The sequence below is a fragment of the Achromobacter sp. DMS1 genome (genome assembly GCF_001270295.1).
Genome location: NZ_LHSJ01000005.1, coordinates 1 through 13,998 on the forward strand (window position 1 = coordinate 1; position 13,998 = coordinate 13,998).

At 68.7% G+C, this 13,998-nt stretch carries 8 protein-coding genes and 7 pseudogenes; 12 read left to right on the forward strand and 3 right to left on the reverse strand.

Annotated elements, in window-relative coordinates:
* Window positions 1–418, reverse strand: a 418-nt coding sequence (locus tag AD428_RS01170) for an NAD(P)H-binding protein (protein WP_235488730.1), incomplete at its 3' end; no start/stop codon positions are given.
* A 456-nt stretch (window positions 419–874) separates the two neighbouring features.
* On the opposite strand from AD428_RS01170, the gene AD428_RS27330 reads away from it, so the two are divergent.
* From AD428_RS27330 to AD428_RS25875, 7 genes and pseudogenes are all read left to right on the forward strand, one after another.
* Complete coding sequence (locus AD428_RS27330; RefSeq protein WP_255352161.1) at window positions 875–1,624, forward strand: CSS-motif domain-containing protein; 750 nt, start codon at window positions 875–877, stop codon at window positions 1,622–1,624.
* On the forward strand, window positions 1,611–2,324 hold the full coding sequence (locus AD428_RS01180) for an ABC transporter ATP-binding protein (RefSeq protein WP_053243809.1): 714 nt from the start codon (window positions 1,611–1,613) through the stop codon (window positions 2,322–2,324). Before AD428_RS27330 ends, AD428_RS01180 begins: the two co-directional genes overlap by 14 nt.
* Window positions 2,325–2,327: 3 nt before the next feature.
* A pseudogene (locus AD428_RS01185) lies at window positions 2,328–3,135 on the forward strand (N-acyl homoserine lactonase family protein).
* A 70-nt stretch (window positions 3,136–3,205) separates the two neighbouring features.
* Window positions 3,206–3,903: pseudogene (locus AD428_RS01190) on the forward strand (glutathione S-transferase N-terminal domain-containing protein).
* A gap of 193 nt (window positions 3,904–4,096) precedes the next feature.
* On the forward strand, window positions 4,097–5,440 hold the full coding sequence (locus tag AD428_RS01195) for a cytochrome c (RefSeq protein WP_053243806.1): 1,344 nt from the start codon (window positions 4,097–4,099) through the stop codon (window positions 5,438–5,440).
* Window positions 5,437–6,336, forward strand: a complete 900-nt coding sequence (locus AD428_RS01200; RefSeq protein WP_053243805.1) for a c-type cytochrome — start codon at window positions 5,437–5,439, stop codon at window positions 6,334–6,336. The genes AD428_RS01195 and AD428_RS01200 overlap by 4 nt, the downstream gene beginning before the upstream one ends.
* A gap of 54 nt (window positions 6,337–6,390) precedes the next feature.
* Window positions 6,391–6,493 (forward strand): annotated as a pseudogene (locus AD428_RS25875) (LysR family transcriptional regulator); the annotation flags it as partial.
* Here AD428_RS25875 and AD428_RS25880 read toward each other — a convergent pair.
* Window positions 6,481–6,678 (reverse strand): annotated as a pseudogene (locus AD428_RS25880) (phosphoenolpyruvate carboxylase); the annotation flags it as partial. The pseudogenes AD428_RS25875 and AD428_RS25880 overlap by 13 nt on opposite strands.
* 180 nt (window positions 6,679–6,858) lie before the next feature.
* On the opposite strand from AD428_RS25880, the pseudogene queC reads away from it, so the two are divergent.
* The 5 genes and pseudogenes from queC to AD428_RS01230 form a co-directional block, all read left to right on the forward strand.
* Window positions 6,859–7,443, forward strand: a pseudogene (gene queC / locus AD428_RS29185) (7-cyano-7-deazaguanine synthase QueC); the annotation flags it as partial.
* Window positions 7,444–7,981: 538 nt separating this feature from the next.
* Window positions 7,982–9,576, forward strand: a pseudogene (locus tag AD428_RS29900) (phosphoenolpyruvate carboxylase); the annotation flags it as partial.
* Between the two features lie 293 nt (window positions 9,577–9,869).
* Entirely contained in the window at window positions 9,870–10,799 is a 930-nt protein-coding gene (locus AD428_RS01220) for a 3-hydroxyacyl-CoA dehydrogenase family protein (RefSeq protein ID WP_053243847.1), read from the forward strand.
* A gap of 190 nt (window positions 10,800–10,989) precedes the next feature.
* Window positions 10,990–12,330, forward strand: coding sequence for a short-chain fatty acid transporter (locus AD428_RS01225; protein WP_053243848.1), 1,341 nt, complete (start codon window positions 10,990–10,992; stop codon window positions 12,328–12,330).
* 109 nt (window positions 12,331–12,439) lie between these two features.
* Window positions 12,440–13,167 (forward strand): annotated as a pseudogene (locus AD428_RS01230) (SDR family NAD(P)-dependent oxidoreductase).
* 44 nt (window positions 13,168–13,211) lie between these two features.
* Here AD428_RS01230 and AD428_RS01235 read toward each other — a convergent pair.
* Window positions 13,212–13,991: an IclR family transcriptional regulator gene (locus tag AD428_RS01235; protein WP_053243849.1), complete on the reverse strand. Its 780-nt coding sequence runs from the start codon at window positions 13,989–13,991 to the stop codon at window positions 13,212–13,214.
* Window positions 13,992–13,998 lie beyond the last annotated feature (7 nt).

Genomic DNA, 13,998 nt, shown 5'->3' on the forward strand with positions numbered 1-13,998 from the left:
TGTCCTGCCAGGCGCTCAGCACGCCGGAAAACGCCGTGAAGAGGCAGATCCAGGCTTTGCGCCACCATGCCAACGGCGCCCGCCTGGCTCGCCGCATGGACCAGGTTGCGCGTGCCGGTTTCACGGATGCGCGCGTTGCGCGCGCCGTCTCGGCGGCCCGGGCGGGGTCGTGCAGCGTGGCCAGATCCGTCAACTGGTGCATGATGCTGGCCGGGCGGATGCGCATCAGCGCGACGGCAAGCGCCTCGGCGTCGAACACATCCACCACCACCGGGTGCACGCCTGCCGTTTCCAGCCGGGCGGCCCGGTCCGCATGCCGGGTGCTGCCGTATACCTCGTAGCCGGCCGCGCGAAGCAGCGGGATGAGCGCCGTGCCGATGGCGCCGGTGGCGCCGGCGAGGAAAATTCTTTCTTGCATGACAGGTCACCGATCAAAACCGAGAGGCTTGCAGCGTAGGCCGACGCATGGCCCAGCAAAAAGAACCATGAATGAAATAAAAAACCAGGACATGGAGCCTGCCCCCGGACTGCCGTCGGCCGGGCCGCAATGCCGGGACGCCGCGCCATCCGGTATTTCCCTGGTTTTCCAGGATGCGCGAGGCGGCAAAATTGCCTTACTCGGACGCATGAAAAAGTGTAAAAATGTATGACTTTCGCCGTCGCTGCGAAAATCCTGGGGACGAGCGTCGATGACGCGCAAGTATGTAATCGGAATAACCGTAATCCTGGCCGCCGCGGGAGCCCTGCTCCCCATCGGCTTTGTCCTGCACATGTCCTGGAGCCGCGCCGTCGCCCAGGAGCAGCATCACCTCGATAACCAGGCCGAGCGCGTGCGCGCCCACGCGCAAGGCGTGCTGGACAATACGGCGGCGCGCTGCGCGGGCTCAACGCTCTCGCGCTGGAGCCTTGCAGCCGGCAGCACGTGCGGCACATGCAGACCCTGGCGCTGCGCGACCGCGCCATCGACGAGATCGCATACGTCGAGGGCGGCCTGGTGCGATGCACCACCTGGGGCGTGCCCGATGCGCAGACGTCGCTGGCGCCACCCGACCTCAAGCTGTCCAGCGGCGCCAGCCTCAAGCTCGACGCCGTGCCGGTGGTCAGCGCCGCGCTGCGCATGGTGGCCGTGCGCGACGGCGCCTACAGCGCCCTGATCGAACCGGGCCGCTTCACCGACGTGGTGCTGCCCGACGGCGTGCAGCTCGCGCTGGTGTTGCCGGGCGTGGGCCTGCTGGGTTCGGTGGCCAATCCCGATCTGGTGCTGGTGGCCCAGGCCCTGGGCGGAGGCACGCTGCGGCTGGAGGAAGACTACCTGACCTCGGTCGCGCGCAGCAGCGACCTGGCCGTGGTCATGCTCGAACCGCTGTTGCTGGACGAGCCGGCGGCGGGGCTGAATCACGAGGAATGCAACGAGCTGGGCCGCCTGCTGCGCCGCCTGCGCGATGAGGAGGGCCTGACGCTGCTGCTGGTGGAGCACCACATGGCGCTCGTCATGGCCCTGTGCCAGCGCATCGTCGTGCTGGTGCAGGGAGAGAAAATCGCGCAAGGCGCGCCGGATGCGGTGCGCGCCAATCCCGCCGTCATCGAAGCCTATCTCGGAGCGCCGGACTATGCCCATGCTTGAAGTCGATGCCTTGACCGTGCGCTACGGGCGGCTGGAGGCCGTGCGCAATGCCAGTTTCGCTGTGGACGCCGGCCAGATCGTGGCGCTGATCGGATCGAACGGCGCGGGCAAGAGCTCCGCGCTCAAGGCCGTGATCGGGCTGGCCCGGGCGGCGGACGGACGCATCCGGTTCGACGGACGGGACGTGACGGCGATGCCGGCCGCGTCGCGCGTGGCGGCCGGCGTGGCGCTGTCGCCGGAAGGCCGCCGCCTGTTCGGGCGCATGTCGGTGCAGGAAAACCTGCTGGCCGGTGCGCACGGCGTGCGCTCGCGCGCCGTGCGCCGCCGCACGCTGGAGGAGATCTATGCGTTGTTTCCGAGGGTGCTGGAACGACGGCGCCAGCTTGCCGGGTCGCTGTCGGGCGGCGAGCAGCAGATGGTGGCCATCGGGCGGGCGATGATGGCCAACCCTAAGCTGCTGATGCTGGACGAGCCGTCGCTGGGCATCGCGCCCAAGATCGTCGCCGAGATCGCGGCCGCCATCGAGCGCATCAACCGGGACAAGGGCCTTTCCATCGTGCTGGTGGAGCAGAACGCGCGCCTGGCGCTGCGGCTGGCGCACCAGGCCTATGCGCTGGAGCACGGCGAAATCGTGCGCTCGGGGCGGGGCGGCGATCTGCTGGCCGACCCTTTCGTGCAAAAAGCCTATCTGGGAGTGTGACGCATGGCCGCATCCGGCGAGACCTTGCCCCGGTTCGAAGTGTATGCCCTGCGCTATGCGCACATGCCGCGCCGCCGGTCCGACAACTTCCTGGGCGGCGACCCGCACGACGGCCCCATGCCCATGGATTTTTTCGTCTGGCTGGTGCGCCGGCCCGGCCGCGTGGTGCTGGTCGACACCGGCTTCAATGCCGAGAACGGCGCGCGCCCGGCGGCGCGATCTGCTGCGCTGCCCCATCGGGTTTCTGGCGGCGCTGGGCGTGGCGCCCGCGGACGTGGACGACGTGGTGCTCACCCATCTGCACTACGATCACGCGGGCAACCTGGACAAGCTGCCGCGTGCGCGGCTGCATGTGCAGGACGACGAAATGCAGTACGCCACCGGGCGCTGCATGTGCCACGAGCCGTTGCGGCACGCCTATGCCGTGCAAGACGTAGTGACGCTGGTGCGCCGCGTGTACGAAGACCGCGTCGTGTTCCACGACGGCGACGGCGAACTTGAGCCGGGCTTGCAGCTCTTGAAGATTGGCGGCCATACGAAGGGCCTGCAGGCCCTGCGGGTGCATACCCGGCGCGGCTGGGTGGTGCTGGCTTCCGACGCCAGCCACTATTACGAGAACATGGACGACGGACGTCCGTTTCCCATCGTCTACAACACCGCCGACATGCTGGCGGGATACGGCAGACTGCGCGCCGCGGCCGACTCGCCCGGCCACATCGTGCCGGGGCACGATCCGGAGGTGCTGCGGCGCTATCCCGCGCTGGCGGCGGAGGCCGATATCGCCTGTCTGCACGAGCCGCCGGCCGGGTAGGGCGCGTGCGCCGTTTCCGCGCCCGTCGCCTTGCGCTACAGTGGGCGCCACCCCAACCAGGAGCCCTTGCATGAGCGCACTCGATTCCTTTGCCGTCACCCGCAAATGGCCGGCGCGGCATCCCGACCGCATCCAGCTCTATTCGCTGCCCACGCCCAACGGGGTGAAAGTGTCGATCATGCTGGAGGAAACCGGCCTGCCCTATGAGGCGCACCGCGTTTCGTTCGACGCCCAAGACCAGTTCTCGCCGGAATTCCTGTCGCTCAGCCCCAACAACAAGATTCCCGCCATCCTGGATCCCGACGGGCCGGACGGCAAGCCGTTCGGGCTGTTCGAGTCGGGAGCCATTCTCCTGTATCTGGCCGGCAAGCGCGGGCAGCTCCTGCCGGCCGGCACGGCCGGACGCTACGAAACGCTGCAGTGGCTGATGTTCCAGATGGGAGGCATCGGGCCCATGTTCGGGCAGGTGGGCTTTTTCCACAAATTCGCGGGCAAGGACTACGAAGACAAGCGCCCGCGCGACCGCTACGCGGCCGAGGCCCGCCGCCTTCTGGGCGTGCTGGAGCAGCGCCTGGAAGGGCGCGACTGGGTCATGGGCAAGGAATACACCATTGCCGACATCGCGATCTTTCCCTGGGTGCGCAACCTGGTGGGCTACTACGGCGCGGGCGAGCTGGTGGCGTTCGACAGGTTCCGCAACGTGGCGCGCGTGCTGGCGGCGTTCTGGCCCGGCCGGCGGTGCAGCGGGGCCTGGGCATTCCGGGCTGAGCCGCGCCGCCGGCACCGGCGCGCCGGCCGGGCCCACGAACCGGCCCCTTTTTGAGCCGAATCAAAAAGGGGTCGAATAAATATTTCCTCAAGTAATTAGCTTATTACTTATAGAACTAAGATTTCCTCCAGAGCTGGACCCCGATGCGCGAATACCCCGACGTGCACGCCGTCCAGCGCACTCGGAGGGAATATGAAGAAGTTCGGGATCAAGGCGGTGGCGGCGCTGGCCGTGCTGGCGGCGGGCGCCGTGGGCGGGGCGCACGTGCTGACGTCGGCGCGCAAGACGGACGCGGCCGGGGTCGATCTGGCGGATCGCAGCCTGGCCGAGGCTGGCGCCTATATCGCCCGCACGGGCGATTGCGTGGCCTGTCACAGCGCGCCCGGCGGCAAGCCTTTTGCCGGCGGGCTGGCGATGCAGACGCCGGTGGGCACGATTTATTCGTCCAATATCACGCCCGACAAGACGGCGGGCATCGGCTCCTACGCCTACGCGGATTTCAAGAATGCCGTGCAGTACGGCATCCGCAAGGACGGCACGCCGCTGTATCCGGCCATGCCCTATCCCTCGTACGCCATCATGCCGGACGAGGACGTGCGCGCGCTGTACGCCTATTTCATGACGCGGGTGCAGCCTGAGGCGCAGCCCAGCGCCGGCTCCACGATTCCCTGGCCGCTCAACATGCGCTGGCCCATGGCCTGGTGGCAGGCCCTGTTCGCGCCCAAGCGCGGCTTCGCGGCGCCGTCCGGGGCGGACGAGCAGGTGGCGCGCGGCGCGTACCTGGTGGAAGGCCCCGGCCATTGCGGCGCCTGTCATACGCCGCGCGGGCTGGCCTACCAGGAAAAGGCGCTGTCGCTGGCCGACGGCGACGCGTTCCTCAGCGGCGCGGTCATCGACGGCTGGCGCGCCAAGAGCCTGCGGGGCGAGGCCCAGGGGCTGCAGTCGTGGAGCGAGGGCGAAATCGGCATGTTCCTGAAGACGGGGCGCACCGACAAGGTGGCGGCTTTCGGGGCGATGGCCGACGTGGTCGAGCACAGCACGCGCCATTTCACCGACGGCGACATCGCGGCGGTGGCGGCCTACCTGAAGCAGTTGCCGCCGGCGCAGGGCAAGCTGCCGGCGTTCCCGCCCAAGCAGGACGCCACCACGGCCATGCTGCGGGAGGGCCGCTACGACTCGCGCGGCGCGGTCATCTATATGGAGCAATGCGTGGCCTGCCACCGGGCCGACGGCCAGGGCATGCCGCGCATTTTCCCGGCGCTGGCGGGCAACTCGGCGGTATACGCGCAGAACGCGCAGTCCATCATCCAGATCACGCTGGAAGGCGGACGGATGCCGTCCAGCGGCCAGGACGCCATGGCGTTCGCCATGCCCGGCTTCCGGCGGCTGAGCGACCGCGATATCGCCGACGTGATCAATTTCATCCGCACCGCCTGGACCAACCAGGCGCCGGCCGTGGCCGAATCCGACGTGGCGCATATCCGCGCCTTCCTGGCCGGCAAGCAGCCCAACATCGTCGCGGGAGGCGCGCAATGAGCAAGAAGAAGATCGGAGCGGCGCTGGCCGCGCTGGGGGCTGCCGGCGTCTTGACGGCCCTGGCCGCGCCGGGCGGCTCTGCGCCGCAGACGTATCCCGTGCTGGACAAGGACGGCAAGCCGCTGCCGGCCTACGCCATTCCCGCCGATACGGAGATCGACAGGGAGCCCAACGCGGACCAGATCCGGTACGGCCAGCGCTTGCTGAACGAGACGCGCCGCCTGCTGCCGCAGAACACCGGGGCCAGCATGAACTGCAACAGCTGTCACGTGCAGCAGGGCAAGAAGCCGCTGGGCGCGCCCTACATCAACACCTACAACGCGTTTCCGCAATACAACCCGCGGGCGGACAGGGTGGTGAGCCTGGAAGACCGCATCAACGGCTGTTTCATGAGGTCGATGAACGGCAAGCCGCTGGCCAGGGATTCCGGGGAAATGCAGGCCATGATCGCCTATATGAAGTGGCTGGCGCAGGATGTGCCCCACGGCGCCCAGGTCCAGATCAAGAATGCCTGGCCCATCGATACGGGCATCGTGCCCGACCCGGCGCGCGGCAAGACGCTCTATGCGGCGCAGTGCGCGTCCTGTCATGGCGCCAACGGCGAGGGCAAGAAGGACGGCGCCGGCAACGTCGTGTTTCCGCCGCTGTGGGGCGACGAGTCGTTCAACATCGGGGCGGGCCTGGCGCGCACATACAAGGCCGCGGCCTTCATCCGCAACAACATGCCCATGGGCGTGGCCACGCATGGCCGCTGGGGCGAGGGCCGCGACGGCACGCTGTCTGACCAGGACGCGGTGGACATCGCCGAGTTCTTCACCCACATGCCGCGGCCGGACTTCCCGGGCAAGGAGAAGGACTGGCCCAACGGCAAGAAGCCCAAGGACGCGCGGTACTGAAGCCGGGCCGGCCCTACAATCGGAGCCGGGTATCACTCCGGGTGCGGGGCCGTCATGGAATTACGCCAGCTACGTTATTTTGTGCGCGTCGTCGAGGCGGGCAGCATCGGCCGCGCCGCCATGTCGCTGGGCATGGTGACGTCCGCGCTGCTCCAGGAGCTTGCCGTCGGCCTGCCGGCCCTCGCGGCGGAACTTCACGGCGGTGCGGCGCAGGGTTTCGATGGTGTCGAACACGCGCTTGCCTTCGCATTCCGCGATGACTTCGCCCAGCAGCCGGCCCAGCAGCCGGATGTCGTGACGCAAGGGTTCGTCGGAAGCGGACTGCGGGCGTAGGGCTTTCATCGGGCGGGAATCCGTCGGGAAAGAAATGGCAGGAAGGGGTGCGGTATTCGGCTTGGGGTGCGGCAAACGGAAAAACGACCCGACGATTGTACGCAGGGCTTGCGCGCGGAAAACGCCCGCCGCTGCGTTACATTGCCGATATCGGCGCTTGCCGCCTTCGCATTTCCGTAACCCCCCTTTATGCAAAACCATCAACGCCGCGCGCTCGTGCTGTTCTCGGGCGGCCAGGACTCCACCACCTGCCTGGCCTGGGCGCTGGAGCGCTATGCCCATGTGGAAACCGTGGCCTTCGACTACGGCCAGCGCCACCGCATCGAGCTCGATGCGCGCCGGCAGGTGCTGGCCTCGCTGCGGGCGCGCTTTCCGCAATGGGCCGCGCGCCTGGGCGAAGACCACCTGCTCGACCTCAAGGTGCTGGGCCAGGTGGGCGACACGGCCATGACCAGCGAGCGCGAAATCGAGATGCAGGCCAACGGCCTGCCCAACACCTTCGTGCCCGGACGCAACCTGCTGTTCCTGACCCTGGCCGCCGCGCTGGGCTACCGCCGCCAGCTCGACGTGCTGGTGGGCGGCATGTGCGAAACCGATTTCTCCGGCTACCCCGACTGCCGCGACGACACGATCAAGGCGCAGCAGGTGGCGCTGGGCCTCGGCCTGGGCGCGCGCGTCACCATCGAAACCCCGCTGATGTGGATAGACAAGGCCGAGACCTGGGCGCTGGCCGAGACGCTGGGCGGCCAGGCGCTGGTGGACATCGTGGTCGAGGACACCTGCGCGGCGTTCAGATCCTGCACCCCGGCATGCGGCGCAGCGCAGGGCCGCGCCGCCGGCTGCACAGCAAAATCGGCATGCACGGTGGGGTGCAGGCACGCATCGCCTGCCGGGGCCGGCTCAGCAGGCGCGCCAGGCTCGGACGCACGCCCAGGGCGTATCCGACCGCAGCGCCAGCGGCGGAGCTCCGTGCCCGGCGCCGTCCGGCCGCGCCGCGTCGCCGGAAGGGGGCGCCGCGGCGCGCAGCACCGGCGCTTCGGGCGGCCCGCAGCACGAGCTCGCCGCCGGCCCGGACCGGCAGGCCACGCAGACGGGCCGGCCCACGGCCTGCGACAGCAGGGCGGCATCGGCCACGGCGTCCAGCAGGTCGGAGCGGATGCGCGAACATGGGCCCGTCGCCGGGCAGGCCGCGGTCCGGCCCGGCGTCTTGCCAACTGTCCAGGCTGATTGCGGTTTCGGGCTGCCGCAGCAAGGCGGCCAGCTCGCGCCGCGCCTGCGCCGCGCATCCGGCGGGCAGGGCGGCAGCCACCANGAGCGCGTGGCGCTGCTGCGGGCCGAGCTGGCGCAGGCCCGGCCCCTGGCCTCGCCCTGGATCGCCTACAGCGAGGAAACCACCCGCGAGCTGGCCGTGCTGCGCGCGGCCGCCGAAGGACGCGCCCGCTACGGCAGGCAGGCGGTGCGCCAGACCATTGTTTCGCACACCGAGACGCTGAGCGACCTGCTCGAAGTCATGGTGCTGCAGAAAGAGGCCGGGCTCATCGCGCCGGCCGGCCAGGAGATTCCGCCCGAAGACGGGCTGATGGTGGTGCCGCTCTTCGAAACCATACCCGACCTGCAGCGCGGCCCGGAGATCATGGCCGCCTGGCTGGACCTGCCCGAAATCCGCGAGCGCATCCTGCGCGCCCAGGGCGGCACGCAGGAAGTCATGCTGGGCTATTCCGACAGCAACAAGGACGGCGGCTACCTCACCTCGAACTGGTCGCTGTACCAGGCCGAACGCGCGCTGGTGCCGGTCTTCTCGGCGCGCGGCGTGCGGCTGCGGCTTTTCCACGGCCGCGGCGGATCGGTGGGCCGCGGCGGCGGCTCCAGCTTCGACGCCATCCTGGCCCAGCCGCCGGGCACGGTGGCCGGGCAGATCCGCCTCACGGAACAGGGCGAGGTCATCCAGAGCAAGTACAAGGACGCCGAGGTGGGCCGCTGGCACCTGGAGCTGCTGGTGGCCGCCACGCTGGAATCCAGCCTCGCCCCGCGCGCCGAGGCCGACAGCGCGGAAGACGCCCACATGGCGCGCCACGGCGACGCCATGGCCTATATGTCGGAAGTGGCCCAGCGCACGTACCGCGGGCTGGTCTACGACACGCCGGGCTTCGCCGACTATTTCTTCGCCGCCACGCCCATCAGCGAAATCGCCGGCCTGAACATCGGCTCGCGTCCCGCCTCGCGCAAGAAGATTTCTTCGCCGCCACGCCCATCAGCGAAATCGCCGGCCTGAACATCGGCTCGCGTCCCGCCTCGCGCAAGAAGGGGCAGCGCATCGAAGACCTGCGCGCCATTCCGTGGGGATTTTCCTGGGCCCAGTGCCGGCTCATGCTCACGGGCTGGTACGGCATGGGCTCGGCCATCGAAGCCTATCTGGAAGAAGGTGCGGCCGGCTCAGGTGCGGCCGGCTCAGGTGCGGCCGGCGTGCCGCGTTCGCGGCCGCGCCCGCCTGGACCAGTTGCGCGAAATGGCCCGCGACTGGCCCGGCTTCCGCACCCTGCTCTCCAACATGGAAATGGTGCTGGCCAAGTCCGACCTCGCCATCGCGGCGCGCTATGCGCAGCTGGTGCCGCGCCGCGCCCTGCGCGAGCGCGTCTTCGGCGCCATCAGCGCCGAGCATGCGCGCACGCTGGCAGATGCTCAAGCTGCTGACGCGGCGCGAACTGCTGGCCGACAACCCCTCGCTGCAAGCCTCGCTGCGCGAGCGCTTCGCGTATATCGATCCGCTCAATTACCTGCAGATCGAGCTCATCCGCCGCCACCGCGCCACGCTGCGCCGGCCCGACGCCGCTGCGCGACGAACGCGTGCAGCGCGCCATCCACCTCACCATCAACGGCATCGCCGCCGGCCTGCGCAACTCGGGCTGAACGCGGCAGGGCGACCCGTTTCCGGCACGGCCGCCGCCCCGGTTCCACCGGGGCTTGGCCCGCCCACCACCGTCCACGCAGCGGACAGGCTTCCGGGCGATTTGTCCACCCCTGGCCACTTTTAGTACTATCCCTGACATAAATTCTATATACGCACAAACGTTCGCATATAGAACAAATAATTTTCTGGCCCCGCGCACAGAAGGCACGCACGGAAGAGACGCCTGCAACAGATGCCCGGTTTCCCGTTCCGCCCGTCGCCGCATGCCGTGGCCTGGCTCTAGCGAACCGTCATGGAAACTCCCCTCAAGAATCTGGCCGTCGTCGGCGCGGGCGCAATGGGCAGCGGCATCGCCGCCCTGTTCGCCTCGAAGGGACTGCAGGTCGTCCTGATCGACCCGGTGGAAGGTGCCCTGCCGCGCGCCCTGGCCGTCATCGAACGGCAGCTCACGGTCTACGCGCCGGACGGCATCCGGCAGGCGCTCGCGCGCATCCGCACCTCGCCCGACCTGCAGGCCGCCGCCGGCAGCGAACTGGTGATCGAAGCGGTGCCCGAGAAGCTGGAGCTCAAGCGCGACATCTTTTCCCGGCTGGACGCCATCTGCGGCCCGCGGACCCTCTTCGCCACCAACACCTCCGGCCTGTCCATCAACGCCATCGCCAGCGCGGTTTCGCGTCGCGACCGCTTCGTGGGCACGCACTTCTTCACGCCGGCCGACGTGATTCCTCTGGTGGAAGTGGTGCGCAACGACGACACCTCGCCCGAAACCGTGGACCGCGTCATGGCGGCGCTGCGTTTCGCCGGCAAGCGCCCGGTGCTGGTGCGCCGGGATATCCCCGGCTTCATCGCCAACCGCATCCAGCACGCCCTGGCGCGCGAGGCGATCTCGCTGCTGGAGAAGGGCGTGGCCAGCGCCGAGGACATCGACGAAGTGGTCAAGTGGAGCCTCGGCATCCGGCTGGCGCTGTCCGGCCCGCTGGAGCAACGCGACATGAACGGCATCGACGTGCACTACGCCATCGCCAGCTACCTCTACAAAGACCTGGAAAACCGCCAGGAGCCCTCGGCGCTGCTGAAGCAGAAGGTCGAAAGCGGCCAGATCGGCGCCAAAAGCGGCCAGGGCTTCTACACCTGGAGCCCCGAACGCCGCGAGCGGGTGCTGCGCGAGAAAAGCGCGGCGCTGGCCGAACTGGCCGAGTGGCTGCAGCGCAAGGCCGGCTGAACGCGGCCGCGCCCCAGGCACAGACCGCGAGCATTCATTTCCTACAAAGGCGCGGGGCACCGCCACCGCGCGCCCGGCCAGGCCATCCGGCCCGGCCCCGTCCACGCAAAGAAACCGACCGTCCGCCGCGCGGCCCGCCGCGCCCGGACCCAGAGAGAAACACGCCTTACCGGAGTTTGTTGGAGGCAACATGAATAGACTGGCTTCATTTTTCACGGAGCTGATGCGCAAGTATCTGCCCGATCCCTTTGTGTTCGCGATCGGGCTGACGCTGCTGACCGTGCTGCTGGCCATGGGCATCGAGGGCCAGAGCCTTTCGGCCATCACCACCGCCTGGGGCAAGGGCTTCTGGAGCCTGCTGGCCTTCACCACGCAGATGGCGGTGATCCTGGCCATGGGCTACGTACTGGCCACCGCGCCGCTTACCGACCGCCTGCTGGACCGCATCGTGAGCCACGTGCACCGTCCGCGCACGGCCATCATCGTGGCCACGCTGGTCGGCGGCATCGGCAGCTACCTGAACTGGGGCTTCGGGCTGGTGATCGGCGGCATCGTCGCCAAGAAGCTCGCGCTCAAGGTCAAAGGCGTGCACTACCCGCTGATCATCGCCGCGGCCTACAGCGGCTTCACCATGTACGGCCTGGGCCTGTCGGCCAGCATCCCGGTGCTGATCGCCACGCCCAATCACCCCACCGCCGCCCAGATGGGCATCGTGCCGCTGACGGAGACGATCTTCTCGGCGCCCATGCTGCTGACCAGTCTGGTCATCATCGTGACGCTGCCGCTGCTCAACGCCTGGCTGCATCCCAGGCAGGGCGAGAAAGTGGTGGAAGTGGACCCCGCCATCGACCGCGACGCGGCCGCCGCCAACGCCGGCGAGGACCTGCTCGAGAAGAACACCATTGCCTCGCGGCTGAACAACAGCCGCATCCTGAGCCTGCTGATCGGCCTGATGGGCGTGGGCTACGTCGTGCTGCACTTCTCCAATGGCGGCGCGCTGGATCTGAACCTCATCAATTTCATCATCCTGTTCCTGGGCATCCTGCTGCTGGGCACGCCGGCCGCCTACGTGGCCAAGCTCACCGAAGGCATCAAGACCATCTCCGGCATCATCCTGCAGTACCCGTTCTACGCCGGCATCATGGCCATCATGGCCGCCTCGGGCCTGGTGACCACCATCTCCAAGGTCTTCGTGGACGTGGCCACGCCCGCCACGCTGCCCTTCTGGGGCCTGGTGAGCTCCTTCGTCATCAACTTCTTCGCGCCCTCGGCCGGCGGCCACTGGGTGATCCAGGGTCCGTTCATGATCGACGCCGCCAAGGAAATCGGCAGCGCCATCAACCAGACCTCCATGGCCGTCATGCTGGGCAACGCCTGGAACGATCTCGTGCAGCCCTTCTGGATCCTGCCCGCGCTGGCGCTTTCCAAGCTGAAGCTGCGCGACGTGATGGGCTATACCGTCATCATGATGCTGTGGGTGGGGCTGATCCACATCACGGCGGTGCTGGCCTGGGGGTATGCCACGCATTGAGGGGCCCGCCCCCGAAGCGCCTTCGGCGGCGCCCTGCCCGGGGGAGGGCGCCGGAAGGCGGAAGGGCCGCGTTCTCTTGGGTGTTTGAATTCTGGGAAAGGAAAGCGACATGAGCAAACCTGCTGCGTATCTGGTGACGGGCGGAAGCGCCGGGATCGGGGCGGCGATTGTGCGGATGCTGCTCGATGCGGGGCATCGGGTGGTGAATATCGACTACAAGCTGCCGGAGAATCCGCCGGAAGGTCTGGTGTCGTACCAGGCGGACCTGACGGACGAGGCGCGCACGAAGGAAGTGGCGCGGGAAGTGACCGGGGCCTACAACATCGTGGGCCTGGTGAACAACGCGGGCGCTACGCGCCCGGGCACGGCCGACACAGCCACGCTGGCCGACCTGGACTACGTGGTCAACCTGCATCTGCGCACGGCGCTGATCCTGGTGCAGGCGGTGCTGCCGGCGATGCGCGAGGCGGGTTTCGGCCGCATCGTGAACATGTCTTCGCGCGCGGCGCTGGGCAAGCCGGACCGCGTGGTCTATTCGGCCACCAAGGCCGGGCTGGTGGGGCTGACGCGCACGCTGGCCATGGAGCTGGGCGGCGACGGCATCACCGTCAACGCCATCGGCCCCGGCCCCATCGCCACCGAGCTGTTCACCAAGAGCAACCCGGCCGCGCCCCGCAGACCGAGCGCATCATCAAGAGCATCGTGGTCAAGCGCCTGGGCACGCCCGAAGACGTGGCGCGCGCCGCCATGTTCTTCCTGTCGCCCGACAACGGCTTCGTGACCGGCCAGATGCTGTATGTGTGCGGCGGCACGACCCTGGGCGTGGCCCCCATCTGAGGCCCGCGGCCATGACTGCCCGCCCGAACGCCTCCGCGCGCCGCCTAGCGGCGCAGCAGCGCGTGGTTGACCTGGTCGGCCGCGCGGCGCAGCGGCGGCAGAAAGGCCCGCAGCATTTCCTCGCGCGTGTAGCGGTTGGAATGGCCGCTGACGTTCATGGCCGCGATCACGCGGCCGCTGCGGTCGACGATGGGCACGGCCACCGATTGCAGGCCGGGCTCCAGCTCCTGCGCCACGCAGGCGTAGCCGTCGGCCCGCACCTGCGCCAGGATGCGCTTGAGCTGCGCGGCGTCGGTCACGGTGTCGGGCGTCAGCTTTTCGATGGCGCTTTGCGCCAGCACGCGGTCGAGCTCGGCTTCGGGAAGGCCGGCCAGCAGCACGCGGCCCATGGACGTGACCCAGGCCGGCAGGCGGCTGCCCACGGCCAGGTTGATGGTCATGACCTTGTGCGTGGACAGGCGCAGGATGTAGACGATGTCGGCGCCGTCCAGCACGGACACCGAGCACGATTCGCGCGTCTGCTCGGCCACCTCTTCCATGTACGGCAGCGCCAGGTTCCACAGCGGCGTGCCCGACAGGTAGGCGTAGCCCAGCTCCAGGATGCGCGGGGTGAGCGCGAACTTGCGGTCCGCGACCGTGACGTAGCCCAGGTGCGCCAGCGTCAGCAGGATGCGGCGCGCGCCGGCGCGCGTGAGCCCGGCGACGGCCGCCACTTCGGACAGCGTCATCTCGGAGCGGCCGGGGCCGAAGGCGCGTATCACGGACAGGCCGCGCGCGAACGATTGCACGTAGCTGTCGCTGGGTTGCAGGGAAGGCTCGGTCATCCGGAAT

Excerpts from the sequence above, each read along its gene's own strand:
- AD428_RS01195 (WP_053243806.1), top strand. The coding sequence starts at position 4,097 with ATGAAGAAGTTCGGGATCAAGGCGGTGGCGGCGCTGGCCGTGCTGGCG.
- AD428_RS01235 (WP_053243849.1), bottom strand. The coding sequence starts at position 13,991 with ATGACCGAGCCTTCCCTGCAACCCAGCGACAGCTACGTGCAATCGTTC.
- AD428_RS01220 (WP_053243847.1), top strand. The coding sequence starts at position 9,870 with ATGGAAACTCCCCTCAAGAATCTGGCCGTCGTCGGCGCGGGCGCAATG.
- AD428_RS01225 (WP_053243848.1), top strand. The coding sequence starts at position 10,990 with ATGAATAGACTGGCTTCATTTTTCACGGAGCTGATGCGCAAGTATCTG.
- AD428_RS01180 (WP_053243809.1), top strand. The coding sequence starts at position 1,611 with ATGCCCATGCTTGAAGTCGATGCCTTGACCGTGCGCTACGGGCGGCTG.
- AD428_RS01200 (WP_053243805.1), top strand. The coding sequence starts at position 5,437 with ATGAGCAAGAAGAAGATCGGAGCGGCGCTGGCCGCGCTGGGGGCTGCC.